This window comes from Pelotomaculum isophthalicicum JI (genome assembly GCF_029478095.1).
Classification (GTDB): Bacteria; Bacillota; Desulfotomaculia; order Desulfotomaculales; family Pelotomaculaceae; genus Pelotomaculum_D; species Pelotomaculum_D isophthalicicum.
The window spans coordinates 29,723-49,587 of sequence record NZ_JAKOAV010000013.1; the positions used below are offsets into that span (position 1 = coordinate 29,723).

General features: G+C 46.4%; 26 protein-coding genes and 1 pseudogene. 22 read left to right on the top strand and 5 right to left on the bottom strand.

Annotated elements, in window-relative coordinates; translation table 11 throughout:
• Positions 1–42: 42 nt before the first annotated feature.
• From L7E55_RS08360 to L7E55_RS08380, 5 genes are all read left to right on the top strand, one after another.
• Positions 43–1,803, top strand: coding sequence for a YcdB/YcdC domain-containing protein (locus L7E55_RS08360; protein WP_277443688.1), 1,761 nt, complete (start codon positions 43–45; stop codon positions 1,801–1,803).
• A 36-nt stretch (positions 1,804–1,839) separates the two neighbouring features.
• Complete coding sequence (locus L7E55_RS08365) at positions 1,840–1,968, top strand: hypothetical protein (protein ID WP_277443689.1); 129 nt, start codon at positions 1,840–1,842, stop codon at positions 1,966–1,968.
• 75 nt (positions 1,969–2,043) lie between these two features.
• Positions 2,044–2,334 carry a type II toxin-antitoxin system Phd/YefM family antitoxin gene (locus L7E55_RS08370; protein ID WP_277443690.1) on the top strand — a complete coding sequence of 97 codons (291 nt, stop codon included), beginning with the start codon at positions 2,044–2,046 and terminating at the stop codon, positions 2,332–2,334.
• Positions 2,312–2,629, top strand: coding sequence for a type II toxin-antitoxin system RelE/ParE family toxin (locus tag L7E55_RS08375; RefSeq protein ID WP_277443691.1), 318 nt, complete (start codon positions 2,312–2,314; stop codon positions 2,627–2,629). Before L7E55_RS08370 ends, L7E55_RS08375 begins: the two co-directional genes overlap by 23 nt.
• Before the next feature lie 358 nt (positions 2,630–2,987).
• On the top strand, positions 2,988–4,337 hold the full coding sequence (locus L7E55_RS08380; protein ID WP_277443692.1) for a hypothetical protein: 1,350 nt from the start codon (positions 2,988–2,990) through the stop codon (positions 4,335–4,337).
• Positions 4,338–4,431: 94 nt separating this feature from the next.
• Here L7E55_RS08380 and L7E55_RS08385 read toward each other — a convergent pair whose 3' ends face one another.
• Both L7E55_RS08385 and L7E55_RS08390 read right to left on the bottom strand, forming a co-directional pair.
• Positions 4,432–5,256, bottom strand: coding sequence for a TIGR03915 family putative DNA repair protein (locus L7E55_RS08385; RefSeq protein ID WP_277443693.1), 825 nt, complete (start codon positions 5,254–5,256; stop codon positions 4,432–4,434).
• Positions 5,235–6,557 (bottom strand): putative DNA modification/repair radical SAM protein, encoded by a 1,323-nt coding sequence (locus L7E55_RS08390; RefSeq protein WP_277443694.1) that lies wholly within the window; start codon positions 6,555–6,557, stop codon positions 5,235–5,237. Before L7E55_RS08390 ends, L7E55_RS08385 begins: the two co-directional genes overlap by 22 nt.
• Before the next feature lie 209 nt (positions 6,558–6,766).
• On the opposite strand from L7E55_RS08390, the gene L7E55_RS08395 reads away from it, so the two are divergent.
• From L7E55_RS08395 to L7E55_RS17730, 11 genes and pseudogenes are all read left to right on the top strand, one after another.
• Positions 6,767–6,970: a hypothetical protein gene (locus tag L7E55_RS08395; protein ID WP_277443695.1), complete on the top strand. Its 204-nt coding sequence runs from the start codon at positions 6,767–6,769 to the stop codon at positions 6,968–6,970.
• An 81-nt stretch (positions 6,971–7,051) separates the two neighbouring features.
• Positions 7,052–7,177: pseudogene (locus tag L7E55_RS08400) on the top strand (YnfA family protein); the annotation flags it as partial.
• Between the two features lie 129 nt (positions 7,178–7,306).
• Complete coding sequence (locus L7E55_RS08405; RefSeq protein WP_277443696.1) at positions 7,307–7,855, top strand: sigma-70 family RNA polymerase sigma factor; 549 nt, start codon at positions 7,307–7,309, stop codon at positions 7,853–7,855.
• Positions 7,852–8,847, top strand: a complete 996-nt coding sequence (locus L7E55_RS08410) for a DUF4179 domain-containing protein (RefSeq protein WP_277443697.1) — start codon at positions 7,852–7,854, stop codon at positions 8,845–8,847. Before L7E55_RS08405 ends, L7E55_RS08410 begins: the two co-directional genes overlap by 4 nt.
• A gap of 131 nt (positions 8,848–8,978) precedes the next feature.
• Positions 8,979–9,398: a hypothetical protein gene (locus L7E55_RS08415; RefSeq protein ID WP_277443698.1), complete on the top strand. Its 420-nt coding sequence runs from the start codon at positions 8,979–8,981 to the stop codon at positions 9,396–9,398.
• A 205-nt stretch (positions 9,399–9,603) separates the two neighbouring features.
• Entirely contained in the window at positions 9,604–10,146 is a 543-nt protein-coding gene (locus L7E55_RS08420) for a hypothetical protein (RefSeq protein WP_277443699.1), read from the top strand.
• A gap of 279 nt (positions 10,147–10,425) precedes the next feature.
• Entirely contained in the window at positions 10,426–10,761 is a 336-nt protein-coding gene (locus L7E55_RS08425; RefSeq protein ID WP_277443700.1) for a PadR family transcriptional regulator, read from the top strand.
• On the top strand, positions 10,758–12,164 hold the full coding sequence (locus tag L7E55_RS08430; RefSeq protein WP_277443701.1) for an FtsW/RodA/SpoVE family cell cycle protein: 1,407 nt from the start codon (positions 10,758–10,760) through the stop codon (positions 12,162–12,164). Before L7E55_RS08425 ends, L7E55_RS08430 begins: the two co-directional genes overlap by 4 nt.
• A gap of 113 nt (positions 12,165–12,277) precedes the next feature.
• Positions 12,278–12,475, top strand: a complete 198-nt coding sequence (locus L7E55_RS08435; RefSeq protein ID WP_277443702.1) for a hypothetical protein — start codon at positions 12,278–12,280, stop codon at positions 12,473–12,475.
• Position 12,476: 1 nt separating this feature from the next.
• Entirely contained in the window at positions 12,477–12,875 is a 399-nt protein-coding gene (locus tag L7E55_RS08440) for an ABC transporter permease (RefSeq protein WP_277443703.1), read from the top strand.
• Complete coding sequence (locus L7E55_RS17730) at positions 12,844–13,491, top strand: ABC transporter permease (protein WP_420852027.1); 648 nt, start codon at positions 12,844–12,846, stop codon at positions 13,489–13,491. Before L7E55_RS08440 ends, L7E55_RS17730 begins: the two co-directional genes overlap by 32 nt.
• On the opposite strand, the gene L7E55_RS08445 is transcribed toward L7E55_RS17730, so the two are convergent.
• From L7E55_RS08445 to L7E55_RS08455, 3 genes are read right to left on the bottom strand one after another with little or no spacing between them, the layout of a single operon-like run.
• Positions 13,405–13,824, bottom strand: a complete 420-nt coding sequence (locus tag L7E55_RS08445) for a putative ABC exporter domain-containing protein (RefSeq protein ID WP_277443704.1) — start codon at positions 13,822–13,824, stop codon at positions 13,405–13,407. The two genes, L7E55_RS17730 and L7E55_RS08445, sit on opposite strands and share 87 nt — an antisense overlap.
• Complete coding sequence (locus tag L7E55_RS08450; protein WP_277443705.1) at positions 13,817–14,077, bottom strand: hypothetical protein; 261 nt, start codon at positions 14,075–14,077, stop codon at positions 13,817–13,819. Before L7E55_RS08450 ends, L7E55_RS08445 begins: the two co-directional genes overlap by 8 nt.
• On the bottom strand, positions 14,037–14,297 hold the full coding sequence (locus L7E55_RS08455) for an ATP-binding cassette domain-containing protein (protein WP_338091198.1): 261 nt from the start codon (positions 14,295–14,297) through the stop codon (positions 14,037–14,039). Before L7E55_RS08455 ends, L7E55_RS08450 begins: the two co-directional genes overlap by 41 nt.
• A gap of 504 nt (positions 14,298–14,801) precedes the next feature.
• On the opposite strand from L7E55_RS08455, the gene L7E55_RS08460 reads away from it, so the two are divergent.
• From L7E55_RS08460 to L7E55_RS08485, 6 genes are all read left to right on the top strand, one after another.
• The gene (locus L7E55_RS08460) at positions 14,802–16,919 is read left to right on the top strand and encodes a hypothetical protein (protein ID WP_277443706.1); all 2,118 of its coding nucleotides are present in this window, start codon (positions 14,802–14,804) and stop codon (positions 16,917–16,919) included.
• 18 nt (positions 16,920–16,937) lie between these two features.
• Positions 16,938–17,561, top strand: coding sequence for a hypothetical protein (locus L7E55_RS08465; protein ID WP_277443707.1), 624 nt, complete (start codon positions 16,938–16,940; stop codon positions 17,559–17,561).
• A gap of 79 nt (positions 17,562–17,640) precedes the next feature.
• On the top strand, positions 17,641–17,958 hold the full coding sequence (locus L7E55_RS08470; protein ID WP_277443708.1) for an alcohol dehydrogenase catalytic domain-containing protein: 318 nt from the start codon (positions 17,641–17,643) through the stop codon (positions 17,956–17,958).
• Between the two features lie 501 nt (positions 17,959–18,459).
• Positions 18,460–18,618 (top strand): hypothetical protein, encoded by a 159-nt coding sequence (locus tag L7E55_RS08475; protein WP_277443709.1) that lies wholly within the window; start codon positions 18,460–18,462, stop codon positions 18,616–18,618.
• Positions 18,619–18,919: 301 nt separating this feature from the next.
• Positions 18,920–19,180: a hypothetical protein gene (locus L7E55_RS08480; RefSeq protein ID WP_277443710.1), complete on the top strand. Its 261-nt coding sequence runs from the start codon at positions 18,920–18,922 to the stop codon at positions 19,178–19,180.
• On the top strand, positions 19,173–19,439 hold the full coding sequence (locus L7E55_RS08485; protein WP_277443712.1) for a type II toxin-antitoxin system RelE/ParE family toxin: 267 nt from the start codon (positions 19,173–19,175) through the stop codon (positions 19,437–19,439). The genes L7E55_RS08480 and L7E55_RS08485 overlap by 8 nt, the downstream gene beginning before the upstream one ends.
• The last annotated feature ends 426 nt before the right edge of the window (positions 19,440–19,865 follow it).

Consider the following 19,865-nt stretch of genomic DNA (forward strand, 5'->3'; position numbering starts at 1 on the left):
AAGCATATCTTTAATAAATAATTATGAAAAGGAGGAGGTTTTTTGAAAAGGGTTAAAGGAGCAGCCATTGTAGTGCTGGCCGTGGGCATGTTGTTGTCCGCGACCGCCTGGGCGGCGGAAAAAGAGGCGTCGGGCGTGCGGGAAGCGCAAGGCGGTGTGGAAACTCTAGAGTTGAAAGACGGGGCTGCCAAACAGCCGGTTGTAAAGACGGCGTTGAATGAGTCGCAGCGGCAGGCGCTGGAAAAAATCTATCAAATCGTGCCCGAACTAAAGGAACTCTCTGTAAAAGGCGTGAGTGACGAGGGGGATTCCACTTGGGAAGTATTTTTGAGCGACAGCGCCGGGGATGCGGCGCCTATGCATACTTTCGCCAGACTTGCTTTTGAAACTGATACGGGGGAATTGATCATGTTCGATATCCAAAACCCGGATTGGGCTTCCGCTGAGCTTCCGGCTTCCGGACTGGCCAAGGAAAAGGCGGCTGATTTCGCCCGGCGGGTTCTGGGAGACAAAATGAAGGACTATCAGATGAACAATCAGATAAGCTACAGCGGCGGAGGTTCACAGGACGACAAAGGGAACAAGATAACGTGGGCCTCGGCGAATGTGCAGTTTGAGCGTCTGATCAACGGCATACCCTTTCTGAACAGTGGCATTCGGGTGGGTGTCGACGCTGCCGGGCATGTTACCGAATATTATACTGAAGGATATTTCAAGAGAAATGACAAAGACAGCATTAAGGACGGCGAGCCGGATCCGGCGGTGTTCCCCGATCCCGCGCTGGCGGTGACGAAGCAAGCGGCGGAAGAGGTTTATGCCGATCTGCTGAAAATGAAGCTTAACTACGTAGAGCGGCAGCCTCTGCGGTATCTTAAGCCGGGCGAAGAAGAGGTCGAAACCCGGCCGGTTTTGGAATATATTCCTACTACGTATGCGTTCATAGACGCTGTAACAGGGAAGCCGCTGGATGAATCTCAGGAGCAGCAGTCGACCAGCCTGATCAGCCTGGCTGGAGAGGGCAAGAAACTGGTCGCCGGGACTCCTGAAGAAGCAGCCGCTCTACTTGCCGCTGAAACCGGCATAGATATTTCCGGCATGAAGTTAATGAGGGAAGATGAGATGGAAGATCACCTTAAGTCAGGGATTAAGGTGAAAGAGTACAGCTGGCGTTCTGAACCGCAGACGGGGAATAAAGACGTGCCGGATTACAACACAATGCGTTATTTGGATCTCAACATGCTGGCAGACACAGGCCAGATTATAGGCTTTAGCCTCTATGATGAATCCGGACGCGGCAAAAAAGCGACAATATCCAGAGAAACCGCACAGGAAACAGCGATTCAATTCGTGCAAAAGTATCTGGAGCAGGGCACGGCTGAACTGGAGATGTGCGTTTACTCAACGCAAGAAACAATTCCCAACTGGGTGGACATGAACAAGTTGAAAGATAACGGGGTACGGCCGGCATTTCATTTTACCTTCACATATACCCACCAGGGTGTCCCGGTTTCGGATCGTTTGTACAGCGTTACTGTAGACGGAATTACAGGCAGGGTTAGGGCATATTATAACGGGAACAGCAGTTCACCCGTCACCCTGCCCGACAGCAAAAATATTGTGACGGCTGAAGCGGCAAAGGCTGAATTTTTGAAAAGCCTGCCGTTGCGTCTGGTTTACGTCTGGCCTGAATTTTTCGACCAGAAAGCGCCCAAGCCCCTCCTGGTTTACATGCCTGACTACAGCTATGGTGGGCAATACATCGACGCCTTAACCGGAAAAACTATGACTTTGGAGACGAAATAGAAAAGGCTGGATACCGGGTAAACTGAAAGAGAAAACTTGCCGAGAGTTAGCCCGCTGGTTAGCGGGCTAACATTTATAAAGCTATTGAAGCGCGGGAAGGATGTTAACGACTATTTGAAAATTGTATTGGGAATACAGCGGCTGCGGGAACGCGAACTGCCGTAAAGAGAAATATTAATTGATCTGATAGTATGAAATAAGTATAATATGGTTGAAATATTACTATAAGGGGCTGATGCCATGCAAATTAAACCGTCCGCAAGCATCCGGCAGAATTACAACGAAATTGCGGCATTGTGCAAGTCCACCGGAGAGCCTGTGTATCTTACAAAAAACGGTGAGGGCGATCTTGTGGTCATGGATATTGAGGCGTTTACCCGTCGGGAGAAAATGCTGAAGTTGCGGGAAGAACTGTTGGCTGTTGAGGAAGACCGTCTGGCTGGCCGCATGGGATGCACGCCGGATGAATTGGATAGCTATTTAGACAGTATTATTAACGAGGTGGAGCATGGAAAAGGCACCTCAATATAAGGTCATTGTTTCCGACCGTTCCCGTCAAATGCTGGCAAGCCATGTCCGGTTCATGGCACAAAAAAGTCCATCCGCCGCTCGAAAAATAAAAAACGAATTAATGGACGCCATTCGCTCTCTTCACCAAATGCCGGAGCGTTTTCCGTTTCTGGAGGTGGAATTTGTCCCGCCCAACAAATATCACAAGATGTTCGTAGAAAAATGGTATCTGGTTTTGTATCAGATTAAGGACCAGACGGTGTGCGTTGATTATATTGTGGATTGCAGGCAGGATTATGGGTGGTTGGTGCGGTAGATTTTGCTATGTGACATAAACAACCCCTTGCTCCTTTGCACATAGTGGACTTGCTCAGGTTCGTGGATATCTGCGGTTGCCGGACGGTAAAATTAAACCTGCAAATAAGCCCGCGCATATTGTATGGTTAGCGCAGGCTGCCCGGCGACTCTGCCGTGTGCTTACTAAATTCCTACCCAAAATTATCCCCTGTTTTTTTTAATATTACAAAACCGTTCGCAAGTATTCTAAATCTATATAAAGTATAAGGCTAATTAAGACCATAATAGACGTACGGGTGGCCCGGGCTGAATTACTATGGTGGCGGGGCTGCCGGAAACCATGAAGTGCCCAATTGAGAGAGGGAGAAAAGATACAAGTGAAAATAACAATAAAATTTATGCTTTTAATTCTGCTCATATCCTTCTTGTTAATTTTTGTGGGTTGCAATAAATCAAAAGTCGTTCCGGCTGATTCGAGCCAGCAGGATTTTTCCAGTTCGCCTCAAGTCAACATTGATGCGTTCAAAGATCAAGGGCGGGTAGCGTTTGTCTGGAACGGCCTGCTCTATGTTCTGGATGGCGGCAAAGGCGCTCTTGCAAAGCTGAGTGATGCCGGTCAGGCCAGGTGGCCGAAGTGGTCCCCTGACGGGCAGTGGCTGGCGTACATTCGCTACAGCGACGCCCAGGAGAAAAGAGGCGTGCTATGCGTCGTTAAGCCGGACGGGAGCCAATCATATGAAGTGGACGGTTTGCCCTTGCTGGTTGATACAAATGGAATCACCTGGTTGCCCGCTTCCGATGAGTTTATTGTCTCACCCGGAGGATATGTTTTACCCGAAGAGCAGGACTTATATCGGAAATTATATGTGGTCCGCCCGGGTGAAACGCCCCGTAAGATTGACGCTCAGGCGGGCTGCTTGTCCCCGGACGGCAAAATCATAGCTTATGGTGATATATTGCCGGATTCTGACAACAAACAATATCCCGGGATGCGCAGCGACGCCCTGTATGTCGTTCCCATAGAAGGCGGGGAGTCGGTTCAGTTGTATGCCGCCAAAGGTGACGGAATGATTAATGGGGCAAGATGGTGGCCTGACGCCAAAGGGCTGCTTTTCCGGATGGCCGTTCAGCATTCTGCCTCCATTATGGCCGACGGAATGGAACTTTACAGTATGCCGTTAACCGGCGGAGAACCGCGGCTGCTTGCAAAATCTTTGATATATCCGGAGTGGCTGTCCTGGTCGCCTGACGGGAGCACACTGCTTGCCGTTAAAGGCGCCGGGCGGGAGATTTGGCGGAACAAGTCGCTTGTGGCATGTGATGTAAAAACCGGGGAAAGCGTTGATCTGCCTCGGAGACCCAATACGGTATCCCTCGACCCGGACTGGTCCCCCGACGGGAAACACATCGCGTATGTGGAAGCTGCTGAGGAAGAAGATCTCGCGGAAGCCGGGGAAGTCTCCGCCTGGCAGCAGACACGAACTCTTTGGGTAGCGGACGCCGGCGGTAAAAACGCCCGCCAGGTAAGTGAGGCCGGGACAGGAATCAGCCGCCCGCTCTGGTCACGGGACGGTGCTCATATCATTTACCTGAAAGAAAATTCCATCTGGCTGATTGATATCAACGGCGGCAGCCCCGTAAAACTTGTCGGGCCTTTTCCCAACGCCCCCGACTCTCAGGGCTACTATGGTTATGTTTCCTGGTCTAATATTTTAGCCTTGTATTAGATGGTTAAGCCCGCATATCTTAGGGAAACGCGGGATGAGGTTGCCTATACTTAATATATCGGTGTAATTATGGCTGAAATGGTAAGATACTTTTTTAACGCTGCTCGTCGGAGCCGCTGTCAAGGAGTTTTTTACCGCCGGTATATGCCGATATTGGCAGGGATTTCTGCGGGCGGTTAAACTCGGTCATGTATTTCCAGTAGCGCTTTGGCATATGACTCATACGGCACTGGGGGTTATGACGCCCCTTCACCTCAATGGTCTTGTAAAAGAGTCGCCACAGTTCACGGAAAGACTGTTCCTTTTTATCAGGTTCGGGCAGTACCAGATCTTCAACAGCAATAATTGCGGACTGGTAAGGGTGATACGCCAGTGCCATACCATGGGTTTTGTCAAAAATTAAAAAGCGTTCCTCCGGATAGCGTTGGCAGAAATGCTGCCTCAGTAAAGGGAGTACATAGTTGTTAGGCTCTATTTCGCCTACGAGGACGTTGTTAAAAACAGAAAAGCGCAGGAACCCTTTAAACAGGTGGCTTTCATTTTTCAAATGCTTTACGGCTTTAAAGAGTATATTCACTGCGTCATTGGCCAGCATATCCATCACGGAGGGGCCATGACAGTAGCCCATACGCATAAACCGCAGGATATACAGTTCCTTTTGAGGAAGACAGGTTAAAAAGGCCTGCCGCACGAAATCCAGGGCCTCATGCCCCATTTTTTTCGGAATAGAGACCAGCACCCGGTTCACTTTCTGCGGATCGGTCATAATTTCTTTAACCGGAAAGAGTATGGCTTGTGGTATGTCCGGCGCTAAAATCTCCACCGGTATTTCTTTCTTGTCATAACTCTCAAAAACGCAGCACAGCAATCCATTGAAGCTGCCGTCGTAAAGATAAATCATATTTGACCGGTCAAGCATTTCTGAACATCCTCCTGACAGGATGACGGCTCATCAAAAAGAAAAAGCTGCTCCGCTTCCGGATGCGGGGGGAATTTCTCGTTATACATGGCCCAGGCTTTTTTAGACATCAAAGCCCTCAGCACCGCATCCCGTGTGATTTTCAAGCCGTCCGCGATTTTACCGCCGCAGGTGATGAAATACTGGGCACGTTTAAGTGCAACCCCCAGCTTTTTGAGCGCGTCAAAATTGAGAGTGGCGGTGCGGCGGGCAGTTGTAATCCGCTTAACACTTGTTACGCCGATGCCCGGCACTCGCAGCAGGTCGTTATAAGACGCACGGTTTACGTCCATTGGGAAAAACTCCATATGGTTAAGGGCCCAGTTGCATTTGGGATCTAAATAGGGATTAAAGCTCTGGTGCTGCTCGTCCAAAAGTTCGTGGGCGGTAAAACCGTAAAACCGCAGCAGCCAGTCCGCCTGGTAAAGGCGGTGCTCCCGCAAAAGCTGCGGTTTTGTGCCCATGGCGGGTAGAAGGGCGTTTTCAGCTACCGGCATATAAGCAGAAAAGAAAACCCGCTTTAGCTTGTATTTTTCATATAGGCTTTCGGTTAAATTTAAAATCTGAAAATCCGTGTCCGGCGTGGCTCCTATAATCATCTGGGTACTCTGGCCGGCAGGGGCGAACTCTGGTCCATGCCGATATCTTTTCCTGCCTGAGGAACTCTCTTTTATGTGGTTATGAATATATCCCATCGGCCCCAAAATAGCGTGCTTTGATTTGTCCGGTGCCAGCAACCGCAAACTGCTTTGAGAGGGAAGCTCAATATTCACACTTATCCGATCCGCCAGCACGCCGATTCGGTCAATCAGTTGGCTGTCGGCTCCCGGAATAATTTTGGAGTGAATATACCCGGCAAAACGGTACTCCTCCCGCAGTATGCGCAGAGCCTCCAGCATTTGCTCACAGGTATAGTCGGGATTTTTAAGCACTCCTGAACTCAGAAAAAGACCTTCAATGTAATTGCGGCGGTAAAAGTTGAAGGTCAGTTCCGCCAGCTCACGAGGTGTAAAGGCTGTCCGCGGCAGGTCGTTAGAACGGCGGTTGACGCAGTATTGGCAATCATAGACGCAAACATTGGTCATCAGCACCTTTAACAGTGAAACACATCGCCCGTCCGCCGCGAAGCTGTGGCATACGCCGCAGGATACTGCGCTGCCAATACCCCCGGCAGAAGCCTTTCTATCCACTCCGCTGGAAGTACAGGCCACGTCATATTTTGCCGCACCGGTCAATATTTCCAGCTTATGAAAAGCATCCAACCCGACCAACTCCTTACAGTCTTTATTATATTGCAGAACATATGTTCTTGTAAAGAAGTTTGTCATGTGTGCGGACAATTTAAAGACAAGGCTTAAAGGGATTCTGAGACGATTATTTTGGTAATTTATCGGATTGTGCCAGAATATTTGCCAAGGAAAGAGCCTCCCAATGTCGAAGTAATTAGGAAATATTCGGAAGGAGTGGTTACTTGAAAGAGATACAAGGCGTTCATGAGTGCTATGTTTGTGGAGCAAGCAATAGCTGGAAAGCAAAGTGGCAAAGTGAGAATAGGCCGAACGTTTCAATGGTTTCCGTAAAAAGACCTGTGGCTGTTGATAAAGGGGTATTCGAAATAACATATTCATGTAACAATTGTAATACTGATAATAAATTTGAAATAAGTTTTAAATAAGAGCCTCCGGGCTCTTTTACTTTATTAAAACGCAGACCGGCGCGCAGTGCCTTAAGTGGAGACTCTCGGGGAGAGACGGGTATTAATGCCTTCCTGAACGTATTCTATTTTGTATTAGCTGGCTTATTTGAGATTGGCGGAGGGTATCTTGTCTGGATCTGGATACGAGAAGGTAAGCCGATTTGGCTTGGAGTGCTTGGAGCTATAAAATTCCTTCCCCAAATTACCCCCTTTTTTTAATATGACAAAACTGTTTATAGGTATTCTAAGTCTATATAAAGTGTAAGGCTTATTAACCGGTTAGAGCTTTAAACGTAGAAACACGGGAGGCGTTTTATGATTCCTGTAGAGCCGGACAAGGTTAGAAAGGCGTGCCGGGGTGACTCCAACGCTTTTTCAGAGCTTTTCCAAGAGAGAAAGGACGATATATACAAACTGGCGTACACCTATGTAAAGAATAGAGAAGATGCCCTGGCTGTTCTGCATGATGTTGTGTACAAAGTGTTTATATCCCTAAAGAAGCTTAAAAACCCGGAGTCCTTTAATACCTGGTTAATCAGAATCACGGTGAACTGCTGTATCGATCATTTGAAAAAGAGCAAGAAAATAGTCAGCTTCGAAATAAAATATGACAATCCTGAGGCACTGGAGCGAATCGCTGACAACAGTCAGGATTACGAGGACTTAGTCTCAAGCATTGACTTATTCGATGCTATCGACAAACTCAGCATAGAGCAGCGAACCGTAGTCGTCTTGAAATACTATCAGGATTTTACCCTGCTCCAGGTGGCGGAGATATTGGCATGCCCGGTTGGGACAGTCAAAACCCGGCTAAACAAGGCATTGAACTATTTAAGACGGGAACTGAAGGAGGGATATGAATGAAAGCTTATAAAGACGTTTTCGACAATATAGTGGTTCCTGCTGAAGAGGTGGACATGGTTATCCAGAAGGCCATCAATAAAGGCAAAAGGCAATTGAAAATGAAAAGGCGGATCATCATTAGCGCGTCGGTGGTCTTGCTCTGCGCTTGTATTTTGGGCAGCGGCTTTGTATCAGCTTCGATGGCCAGGGTGTTGGTAAACATACCTTTTATAGGTTCGGTATTCGCAAGAGAGAAGTTTGCCGGGAGCGGCCTGCAGAATATAGACATAGATGATATAGCAAAATACGATGACATGCAGATTACCGACCAAGGGATAACCGTGGCCATTAGGGAAGCCTATTACGACCAATCAGGCTTTGCTATCGGTTATGTGGTAAGCGGCGCGGAGTTGTCGGATGAAAAGATTTTCCATGCGAGTTTTTATTATAATGGACGGCCTATCTCCGGGGGAGGCGGTGGCAGTTACGATAAGATATCAGATGAACTGTACGTTGGTTTGCAGCAACACCACCCCCATGCCGGATTATCTTTCCCGGATAGTCTTGAACTGGAAGTGGTATTGGCCAATGACTTAAATAAAATAAGAGAAAGCCCTTACCGTTTCAAAATCCCGGTTTCCCGCCGCAGCGCCGATGAAAAAACCAGGGAATTGCTGGTGATGAAAGCTGTGGAGACTGGAGACAGGACCATTCTGGTGAAGAAGATACTCTTTGCTCCTGCTGCCACAGTGGTGGAGTATGAATACACCCATCCGATCAGCGATAGGAAAAAAGATGGTGGAGTTGACCTCTATGATGTCAAGCTGATCAACGGCAGCGGCGCTGAATTAAACCCCGGTTCTTTCGGCCGGGATGGCAGTATAAATGGAGAAAAATGGGTTGATAACTGCCGGGTCGACTTCCCGGCTATCAACGAACCCGCCGGCAATATGGCTTTTGAAGTAATATTGCCGGAAGACCAAAGGATCAGGGTGAATTTTGAAATAGAATAGTCTGTTGACCATAGACACGACACGAGGAGTTGTTTGACAGGAAATTGCGCTTTTCAGCAAGAGATGCCCTTTTTACTTAGAGAGTGAAACAAACGTCTTGTTTTTGGTACAGCATTTATGAAAAGATGTGCGTGTCCTTAACGCAGGAAGACAGCATTCCCGGTTGGGTGGACAGGAGCAAGCTGGCGGGCGATGAACAGCGGCCGGAATGTTATTTTACCTTCACGCGCACACACCAGGGCATTCCGGTTTCGGACCGCTCGTACTCTGTCAATGTGGACGGGCTGACAGGCAGAGTTACAGCTTTTCATGACAGGAACAGCGGTTCACCCGTCACCCTGCCGGACAGCAAGAATGTGGTGACGGCCGAAGCGGCAAAAGCCGAGTTTTTACAAAGCAACCCGCTGCGCCTGGTTTACACCTGGCCTGAATACTGCGGCCAGAAAGCGCCCAAACCCCCTTCTGGTTTACATACCGGACTACGGTTACGGTGCAAGCGGGGGTATATCGATGCCTTAACCGGAAAAACAGTGACTTTGGAGATGAATTAGAAATGGCCGGATGCGGGAGGAACGCCATGAAGTCCTTAAAATTTTGCGCCTTAATCTTCTTGTTTTTGTTGTTTGCGGTGGCCATGGTTTTTACGGCAATTACTATCCTGAATGGCTGAGTATTTACTGGGAAAGGTACTAAGATTAAGCCGTGGGATGCGGAAAAACTTAATGTGGTGGTGTAATTTGTGGAAGGAGGCCCGCAATGAAAACTGCCCGATTGATCATCGCACTTTTAATATTTACTTCTATAAGCGGCTGCGCTATGGATGAGAAGAAGTTGTCTGACGACCAGGGGAGGAAAACAATTGTTACTATGGACCAGGCGATAACAGAGTACCTGGAAAATAGTATTATCCCCATTCTACCTCCCCCCGGCGTGAAAACATTTGCGGCGTACGACCTTCTCGGGGTGTCCGAAAACGGGGATGAAAAAACAGCCTACATGTTGGCAGACATATGGACATATGGGGTTGAGCCAAGCGTCGGCATCGGCCCCCGCAGCGCCAGCTTCCTGCCCTTGGCGCTAATCTTAAGAGAGGAAAACGGCGGTTTTACAGTCGTTGGGCACCGGCAACCGCGCGACGGCTCGAACAATTGGCCGGATATAAAACAAATTTTCCCAGAAGAATACCACGAGAGAATTTTAGACTACCACAAAACGGGGAAGGGTCAAGAAATGGAACAATCAATCAGAGAAAGAGTAAACAATTATTTAAAGACGGTAGGAATAGAAAATACTGTTTGATTTTGTACGTAACAAAGGATGTCCTATTGATTTAAGAACCAATATTTATTACAGTTTCCAAGCTTTAAAAATTATTTCAGGGGTGCTTCTTTTTCACACGGGCTATCCGGGACCCTTAAAATCAACTAATCGTGATTTTGCTTATTCATGGTGTTGGCTCTGTTTTTGCTTTTTATTAAATTTGTGTTGACCTTCTAAAGATTACATTTATAATTATACCTAGATTAACTAAGCATAGTTTATCTAGGTAATATTTTAAACGTCAAAAGGAGGGCAGTCATGAAGGTTAACAAGGAGTTGCTAAAAGGGAGCACAGTTGCCATAATCCTAGCGATGCTTGACCAGCAACCTATGTACGGCTATCAGATGATTAAGGAAATTGAAAAACATTCTGAAGGGGTTTTTGTGTTTAAAGAGGGGACGCTTTATCCAATTTTACATTCCCTGGAATCAGAAGGCATGGTTGAATCCTACTGGACTGAGACCGAGGGGAACCGCCGGAGAAAATATTATAAAATCACTGGTGAGGGGCGGTCGCAATTGAAGGAAAAACGAAATGAATGGGCTGCCTTCTACAAAGCGGTTAATCAGGTTCTAGGGGAGGGGATTGTATGAGGTTGGAACAGAATCAGAAGGTCCAACAATATCTAAATGCTGTTTGCTCGCAAATAAAATGCCGTGAAGTACACGGGCAAATCAGGCTGGAATTGCTGGGACACATTGAAGAAAACGTCGAAGAGCTTTTACAGACGAATATTCCGGAAGAGGAAGCCATTGATCAGGCGATTGCGCAGATGGGAGATGCCCTGAGTTTGGGAAAACAACTGCACCAGGCCCACAAGCCGAGAACTGAGTGGAGCTTGTTGGCGCTGGTCGGCTCATTTATCGGCTTTGGATTGCTGAGTATGTATACGATTGAAAAGGGTGGTTTGTTAAAGTCGGTCTCGGGATACACAAATAATCTTTTATTCTCGGATTATACGTCAGTATCGGTATTTACAAACAGCCTTGTTTTGTTTTTACTGGGAGTGATGATAGCGGCTGGGATGTATTTTTTTGATTATCGAAAAATAAAATCCTGTTCCCTGTATTTATATCTGGGGACTCTCCTGGTTTGGCTAACCGTCTTCTTCTTTGGACCCGAACTCAACGGTAGACAAATGTTGAACTTGTTTTGGATAAGAATAGATTTTGTTATGGTTACCCCGTTTTTATTGACGATAGCTCTGGCCGGTATCTTTTCCGAGTGGAACTGGAATCAAGAGAAAGGATCGTTAAAGGTTTTTTTTCTCCTGGCTACCGGGAGGAGAAAGTGCAAATTTAATTACCGGGCCGGTTCGTTATTAAAAGCTTTTGTTCTTTTGATTATCCCTTGCCTTTTTTATATTAATAGCGCTGTTATGGCGGGCGCTATTTTATATACGATTGTGTTTTTGATCCTCATGCGGGTATCCGGCGCGAAACTGTCGCGTGTTTTCCTGGTATCAATGCCCATTATAAGCTATATCCTTTTCTTTTTTTTAGGACATCCCTATCGACTTGATCGAATTACCGTGTTTATGCACCCGTACAGAGACCCGGACGGCGCCGGCTATCTATACACACGGTTAACCGAGACAATCCATGCCGCCGGTCTTTGGGGGCAGGGTTTTACTTTACCTGCCGGGACACTCCCTGAAGTCCATGCCGATTCAATTTTCGCCTATGTGGTGTATACCTTCGGCTGGATTACGGGTCTGGCCGTTTTGACTTTAGCCGTGACCTTGATCATCCGGATGAACCATGTCGCCAGACAGGCCAAAGATTTATATGGCCGATTGCTGGTGACCGGGCTGGCCGGCATTTTTGCTGTCCAGTTTTTCTGGAACATCCTCATGACGTTGGGATTGGCCCCGGCCTTTGGTTTTAGCCTTCCGTTCATTAGTTATACCGGTTCTCAACTAATCATTCAAATGGCTGCCGTGGGCCTGGTGTTAAGCGTTTACCGACGCAAAGACATGGTAGGAATATTAAAGTAGCTTTTGACGCGGGTGCCGGCATTGGACTAGTCCCCAAAATTGGAAGAGCGATAAAAGTAAATGATATCAGTAAATGTGTGGGAAATGATTTACACCAATGCATGCTTCACGGAATGAAGGCTCTGGCATATGGTATGGAAGAATGTGAATTTTGGGCTGAGAGCGAGAAGCGGAAAGAATTTGTGATTCCTTTGTTCTACTGGCTGACGGAAAACTGGTCGCTCAAGGAAATCTGGCGCGAATCCGTGAAACCTGCCGGATGCCGGGGGCGTCCCTTTTTGATTGCTTTAATAAAATCCTGGAGAACTTAGAATGATTTCGGCAGCACAAATATTTTTCAGGCGGGTTAAATCGGAATGGAAATTTCAATACAAGGTTTGGAAGACGGCGATTGATTGGACGGTCGGTTTATATATCTTGCTACCCGCCGTACTGATTAGCCTGGACGGCTATGTCTCGTTGTGGAAAAATCAATATGGCTGGATTGAGACGCTGCCGTTTTATTGGCCTTTAACGGCCATTTATATATTTGCCTGGGCGGGCGGCACCAGGACGTTTTTGGAAGAAGGGGACCAGCTTTTCTTGTTGCAGCGCAAGAGCTGGATTAGAAGAATTATGGCGCTCGGCGCCGGCTATACCACTATGCTGAATTTCTTATTGAGCCTTTTGGTTTTTTTCCTTGTTTGCCCCGTTATTATTCATCAATTATAAGCTTTCCACAGTCCAGTTTACCCTGCTTCTTGTGTTTGTCTTTTTGTTCAAAACGAATACAGGCATGGCAAGACAGCTTTTTGAATTACGTTTTCAAGGCTGGAAACAGGTATTTACCATAAAAATAGCTTTTGTTTTAATGAGCTTTATTTTTATTAAAGTCATACTTTCCCTTATAGGCCAACCTCGCTTGCTTTTGATCACCTGCGCAATATTTTTAATTACTCTCGGGTTCTTGACTAAAATCAGAATTGATATGAAAGGATGTTTCTTCGACGATGTTGCCCGGGAGCAGCGACACAGGTTAAGATATGCTTCCCTTTTGCTGAGCATGTCGGGCATAAGCGTGAAAAGGCCAAAATCACCAAAGAGGCGTCCTTTATTCTTGCGCAATTCAAATCACCTGTTCCGAAAACGCGATGCTGTTAATTTGTTGGTTGAACTTTGCCTTAAATCAGTTTTGCGAAATAACAATACAATTCCCATAGCCATATTAGCAAAAAGCACTGCTATTCCTACAAACCACTCACTATGTGTCAACCAGGCCGCCAGACCCCCGGCAATTAGAGCAGGAATGCCGACAAGCAAGAGTTCCACAAACAACATTAAGGGATAAAAGGATATGGTTGGGCTCCAGCGGAGATGGAAACAGAAGATTGACATCCCTCATTTGAAAAGAATATGATAATTTTACTAGAGAGGAGAAAAAGGATGCAAACATGATAGATCCGGTAAACAGCGTGTAAACGGCAAGAATAATATTCGCGGTGTCGGCTGTTACTGTGAATGCCCGTTGACCGCTATGTTTAATTGCAGGAAACATTATTAGAGCAATCCAGGCGACAAAAAGAAAATAGCTTACGAGCTTCTTGGGATTGCGGCGAATTTCCAATATGTAGTTTTTTAGTTTAAGCACGTCATAGCGGAGAAGAACGGCGTAATCATGCATCAGCGGTTACCCCCAGGAAAACTTCCTCCAAAGAGGCTTGTTCTTCTCCCAAACGCGACCGGAGTTTCTCAAGACTTCCGTCGGCTATGATCTTTCCTCTTTTTAAAACGATAATGCGGCTGCATATATTTTCAATGGGGTCCAGCAGGTGTGTGCTGACAAAAAGGGTTTTTCCCTCGTCTTTTAGCTCTTTAATTAAATCTTTGAGGTTCTTAATGGTTAGTAAATTCGTCGCGTTGTTCCCAGATTTCAAAAAGCCTTAGCAATTGTTCCGCTTTTTCTTCCCAACGTTCTATTTCATAAGCATCGGTGATAAAACGCAGGTGTTCCCATACCGTCAGCATATTGTAAAGTTGGGGTGCTTCCGGGACGTACGCTGTGATCTGCCTGGCTTTCCGGGAGCCCCGCGGATTCCCTGCTATTAAAATATCGCCGCCAGTGGGCCTGAGCAAGCCGGCAATACATTTGATCAGTGTACTTTTCCCTGCGCCGTTGGGGCCGCTGAGAAGTCCTACTGTTTCTCCTTTACAAGGGAAAAGTTTAAATCGTCCACTGCTGTTTTCTTGCTAATTTTTTAGTAAGGTGTCGAATCTCCAGGATAATTTCATCTTTCATTAAAACCCTTCTTTCCGGGCTCTCAATTATTCTTAGGCATATAGGCATCAACTGTGGAATAACCCAAAATTTCTGTGACGATGCCGGATAAAAAACGGCGGAAACAAAATTTAATTTTTCAAGAGTAACCTCATGTTTATCTGTGTTTAGGTGGTATAAAGACGAACTAACACTAAATTCTACAATAATATTACATTTCCTCCAACTTGGATGGTTTATTCCAAATAACCCTTTGCAACTTCACATAGCGAAAATAAGCCACTTGTTCACAGCATCTCTTGCGCAACAAGTTAAGGAAGAAATGTTTAACGCTTACCAGTTAGTTTGGATGAAATAAATTATATGGGGAGTAGGATAGTAAAATGTTTTCAAAGACTCTTGCAAGGGCCATTCTTTTGAGCCTTGCGCTTGCCGTTTTTTTAAGCGGCTGTGAGGGCGGCGGGCTCGGTGAAAAAGATCTTGCCGGCGGTGTGCGCGTTACGCTGAACCCATCGGAAAATTTGCCTGTATTCCCCGGGCGCCTGGCTGTAATTCGCCAGGGAGACCTCTGGGTGCTGGAAAGCGGCAAGGAATCTCTGCGCCTGACCGGCGACGGCTGCAACAGTTGCCCGGCCTGGTCCCCGGATGGGCAATGGCTGCTCTTTTACAAATATGATCCTAAAAAATGGGATAGACATTACTCTTTATGGGTTGCCCGCGCCGACGGCGGGGGAGTTTACAGCATCGATGAGGGAAAACAGGTGCTGGATGCCCGGTGGTCCCCGGTGGCGAACAGCATAGCCTACCTTACGGCAAAACAGGGCGAAAGTGCAGGGAGCGAGGAATTTAAGCTGGCCGCAGTCACTGACAAAGGCCCCGGGGCTCCTCTGTCTCTAAAGGACGCGTCTGAAAAAATAATGAGCTTTGGCTGGCAGCCCACCGGCGAAAAGCTTGTTTATACAATAGCGGGAGAGTATCCAAATACAAAAGAAAATCTCACTGTCAAGGTTATGCCAGCCGGCGGAGGCGAAACCAAAAACCTCCTTGCCGCAGAGCCGGGATTTCTGCCGGATGCGGGAACTTCCACTGCTTATCTGGGTGGTATTAAGTTTTCTCCCAATATCATTGACTTCAGCTTTTTCAGTTATCCTTTCTCGGCGTCCCTGGCTGCTGATGGTGTGCCTTTATTTACAACTACGATGATGGGAAAAGACCCCAAACAACTTGCGACCACGCTCGCTTACCCTGACTGGATTGACTGGTCTCCCGGCGGCGACCGCCTGGCGTTCATAGACGGTGGTGAGAGGAAATCTTTTTTCAACAAGCGGCTTTCCGTGGTGCCCGTTAACCGTCCGGAAAAAGCGGTAACACTTACCCCTGAAGGCTATGCCGACCGCGACCCGGCCTGGTCGCCGGAAGGTGATTTCATTGCGGTCAGCCGGACGAAATCGTCTCAAGGAATTAGCGACCAGCGTGAGGAGTGGCCGCCGTCTTCAATCTGGCTGGCCAGCACGGACAGTTCCGGGGCGAGGCAGATCAGCGACGGTGAAGTCCCCGGTTGCTTAGACTACAACCCCTGGTGGGTCGAGGGCGGCAAAAGCCTGATGTGGGTGCGGCTGCAGGGTGAAAAAGCCTCGATCTGGCAGGCCGGGACGGATGGAAAAGATACCGTAAAAGTTTTTGAGGAACTGGATATCCCCCAGGGCTATTATGGCGCTTATAAATGGGACGATGTATTGGCCTGGCATCCGGGCGGGTTTTATCACCCCCTGCCTTTCCCTGGTGAACAGGCGGGAGAAATCAGATCTGTCGGCGACAGTTACGTGCTAATAGATAGGACAACGTATGGTGATCACAATTACTACCTCGATCACCCTTCGTTAGACGGAATGAAACTCATCGTCGGTTTTATTGAAACAGCGGAATTCAAGGAATATAAAGACGGAGAACTTATTTTCAGGGCAAGAGGAGGCGACGATACCGGCTATTTCAAGTTTCCCTACCTGTTGATTTACAATCCCGTCAAAGAAGAGTTAAGAAATGAAGAACTTTTCTTACCCTTAAATGAACAGGAACAGGTTTCTTTCGGAAAACGCACCTGGAAACAAGTTATTACCAATTTTGAAATGGAAGATCCCGCTATTCATTTCGACTTTAAGCCGGCGCCGGGAGAAGCGCTTGCCGGTGGCCATCCCCTGCCGGAAACAACCGTCCAGTACAGTGAAGAAACTAACGAATTGGTGTTCAGCTTTTTTAACGTGGAATTTGCTGATACTTTCCAGGATAATACGCATTTTGAAAGCCCCGGCCTGAAATTTGCGAAAGAGTTCAATTTTGAGCAACTGCCGGGGCGACCGGGAGACGAGCATACTCCGTCTCAGCCGCCGGTGGTGAGAGTGAGGATTTTGTTGGAAGGAAATCCTCAGTATAACGCCGCGATATCATATTTCGGGGGAATCGGTTATGAGCGAACTGTCCGGTGCACGGTAAACTTTCGGTAGTGAAGGAGAATTATAATTATGAAAAGGGTTTTTATCGCTATAACGATCCTGTTGACAATAATATATCTGGCGGGCTGTTCTACTGAAAAAACAGCAGGTCAATCCACCGTCAAAGGCAAAACGATAGAAGAAGCTCTTAATAAAAGTAACAGGAATATTAGTTCAATATTGCATAAAGAAGAGCTGCCAAATGGTGCCTTGGTTTTCTATGTACCCGGTTTTACTGATAATGAGGCCAAGTCAAAGCTTGGCTTGGAATATCTGAAGCGAACGCCAAATGGTTGGGAAATGTCTTACCAAGGCGGAATGTATTCTACAAATGTTGAGCAAGCAATATATTTTGAATTTTTCCCTGACGACAAGGATGAGGGTACACCGCTCCCTCTAATTTATGGAGAAATTAAAGACCGGAATATTACGCAAGTGTTGGTGAATGATTTAAAGTATCAGACACAACAACAAGCTAAAATTATCAATGTAGATAGAGAACCGGGTTTGCAAAGCGATATTCGCGTCTGGTACGCTGCCTCGGAAATACAAGGTTCTAAATTCGAAATTATAGGAAAGGGAGATGCCGGCGAAATTTTGTTTTTACAGAAGGTAAATGCTTTAGTTGGTTGCGAGACCAGTAATGAATCCTAGAATGATCCAATAATAGATAAATATATAAATGGGCTTAGCCGGGAAGACTACAGCGCTTCAAAGGACTGGAGATGTCAATGTGGAAATTCAGGCGGCAGCTCTATATAGTAAAGGAGAAAAATTCAAAATTGAACCGGTGACCCTTGATGAGCCGAAAGCGGGAGAGGTATTGGTCAAGATTGTCGCTTCCGGGATCTGTCCTACCGATATCCATGTGCAAAACCAGGAGTACTGGTTTCCTCTTCCCGCTGTTTTGGGGTACGAGGGCGCCGGCATTGTGGAAAAAGCGGGGGAAGGGGTGTCCGCAGTGAAACCAGACGATCACGTTGTATTAGGATACGCGTACTGTGGAAAATGCCAACCTTGTCTTACCGGCGCGCCGTATCAAAAGCTATAATAAGGAGGCTGCGCCAGCGTAGCCTCCTTGCGGTATTTCAGGGGAGATACGCCCAACTGGCTCAAGTACTGTGATTGGTTCATGATTATTCCCGGGGCGTTCGGCAGCCTGATTACAGGGGTTTGGCTTTCCGTGCGAACGCATTGTGGACTCACAAAATACTATTGGATCATGGTTAAAACAATCGGAAATAAAGGTACAATCCTTTTCGGCAGTACCTTTATGCGAATCTGGTTTGACCAAACAGTCGCCCTGAGTTCTGTTGGTCAAGTGAATTTCCTGCAAAATCCGGCCTATTTCCATAATCGGCAGATGTTAATAATTGGCGCTATAATCTCAGCCATGTTCTTAACCTTCTTTTTAATTATCTCAATTTTAAAGCCATGGGGAAAAAGAAGTATTCATAACAACTTGCATCTTTTTTGTTAACATGAGCGCCTTTAGTCGCCCACTGTCCATGTTTGAAAAAATTTTCTAAAGGTGTGTAATGAAAACACAGTAATGATCCCTTTCCAGAAAAAAGACGGCTCTTTCGGCAGCCCTCTGGAAACAGCCTTGGCCGCCAACACCCTGATGAACTTTGATTGCAATTTAAAGGAAGCGGGCCAGGCAATTGAATATATCTGCCAAACCCGTGGTAACGACTACCCCTGGCGATAGGCTCTTTTTTCCCGTAGCGCCACTCAGGTTTCACTGGGGTTCCTCCGGATATTGCTGCCGGTCGCACCAAGTGTAAATCATCAACCATGCAAAGAATACTTCAAGTCCTATTACGTTCATCCAGTGATCTACATGGTGAAAGATTAGAGCAGGCAGAGATAACTCTCGCCTTGGTTTGTTATACCTAGCCTTGAATATTATTTTCGACTCATCTACCATAAGTTACCTCCAAAATAGATCAGCCACAGGTACATTGATTTCATATGGCTTTTTATGTATTATTATTTTGAGGTGATTTTTAATGGCCGCGAATATCGATCGTTTAATTGAGGAAATCAAAGGTTTATCACAGACTGAAAAATTTGAGCTTGCCCGCCGTCTAGATAAAGAAGCAATTTTTGATGACCAATCATGGTACTGGACACCTGAATGGCAAGCAGCGGAAAAAGAGGCCGACGAAGATATAGCAGCCGGCCGGGTTCACCGTTTTGACAACGTTGACGAAGCAATAAAATTTTTACATCAAGAGGTTGAAAAGACTACGGAGAATAAGGATGTTTAAAATTGAATTCAGTAACAGATTTATCAGGACATATAAAAAACTCGATCGGGAAACGCGTATACAGGTGGACAGAACACTTCAAGCAATAGTTTTGAATCCTAAGCATCCCTTACTGCGTCTGAAAAGGGTACAAGGCACAAAAGATATTTGGGAAGCTAGCGTAAGTATGTCCATCAGAATCACCTTCCGTTTTTCAGAAGATATTATCCAACTAAGGAACGTTGGCACCCATGATCAAGTTTTTAAGCCCCCTTATTAATTCCTTCTACCGCTTTTTCTGCCATCAGCCTTTTATAACCCAATTTAACCGAGTTAAAAGAAATATCGTTGAGTCGTCCGAACCGCGTAAATTGTGGACTCAGCGATATTTATTTAACACCCGTTACTAGCTTTGGATGAAACTCAAAAACCGCCACCCGCCGGGAATTCGAAAGTGAAATTGTCAAGAAAGCCTTGGTGAGCAATCCTGGAGAAGCTTTGGACAATTAGGCGTTCAGCTTCCCAAAAGAAGCAGAGATTGAAATCGCTGGAGCGATTTTATAATATACCATGTTGTTGACGTATTGGTAATATTTTCTAAATATAAGACCAAGGCGGTTGAGTTGTTAATCAAATATATGAATGAGCACACTGAGTATAAGTGTTTAGAAAATGATGGAAAGTACCGAATAAAAGAACAGAATAA

Excerpts from the sequence above, each read along its gene's own strand:
- L7E55_RS08385 (WP_277443693.1), bottom strand. The coding sequence starts at position 5,256 with ATGCTTGACCGGTCAAATATGATTTATCTTTACGACGGCAGCTTCAAT.
- L7E55_RS08475 (WP_277443709.1), top strand. The coding sequence starts at position 18,460 with ATGATCCCTTTCCAGAAAAAAGACGGCTCTTTCGGCAGCCCTCTGGAA.
- L7E55_RS08410 (WP_277443697.1), top strand. The coding sequence starts at position 7,852 with ATGAAAGCTTATAAAGACGTTTTCGACAATATAGTGGTTCCTGCTGAA.
- L7E55_RS08435 (WP_277443702.1), top strand. The coding sequence starts at position 12,278 with ATGAAGGCTCTGGCATATGGTATGGAAGAATGTGAATTTTGGGCTGAG.
- L7E55_RS08465 (WP_277443707.1), top strand. The coding sequence starts at position 16,938 with ATGAAAAGGGTTTTTATCGCTATAACGATCCTGTTGACAATAATATAT.
- L7E55_RS08370 (WP_277443690.1), top strand. The coding sequence starts at position 2,044 with ATGCAAATTAAACCGTCCGCAAGCATCCGGCAGAATTACAACGAAATT.
- L7E55_RS08430 (WP_277443701.1), top strand. The coding sequence starts at position 10,758 with ATGAGGTTGGAACAGAATCAGAAGGTCCAACAATATCTAAATGCTGTT.
- L7E55_RS08445 (WP_277443704.1), bottom strand. The coding sequence starts at position 13,824 with ATGCATGATTACGCCGTTCTTCTCCGCTATGACGTGCTTAAACTAAAA.
- L7E55_RS08460 (WP_277443706.1), top strand. The coding sequence starts at position 14,802 with ATGTTTTCAAAGACTCTTGCAAGGGCCATTCTTTTGAGCCTTGCGCTT.
- L7E55_RS08440 (WP_277443703.1), top strand. The coding sequence starts at position 12,477 with ATGATTTCGGCAGCACAAATATTTTTCAGGCGGGTTAAATCGGAATGG.
- L7E55_RS08480 (WP_277443710.1), top strand. The coding sequence starts at position 18,920 with ATGGCCGCGAATATCGATCGTTTAATTGAGGAAATCAAAGGTTTATCA.
- L7E55_RS08420 (WP_277443699.1), top strand. The coding sequence starts at position 9,604 with ATGAAAACTGCCCGATTGATCATCGCACTTTTAATATTTACTTCTATA.
- L7E55_RS08425 (WP_277443700.1), top strand. The coding sequence starts at position 10,426 with ATGAAGGTTAACAAGGAGTTGCTAAAAGGGAGCACAGTTGCCATAATC.
- L7E55_RS08485 (WP_277443712.1), top strand. The coding sequence starts at position 19,173 with ATGTTTAAAATTGAATTCAGTAACAGATTTATCAGGACATATAAAAAA.
- L7E55_RS08405 (WP_277443696.1), top strand. The coding sequence starts at position 7,307 with ATGATTCCTGTAGAGCCGGACAAGGTTAGAAAGGCGTGCCGGGGTGAC.
- L7E55_RS08375 (WP_277443691.1), top strand. The coding sequence starts at position 2,312 with ATGGAAAAGGCACCTCAATATAAGGTCATTGTTTCCGACCGTTCCCGT.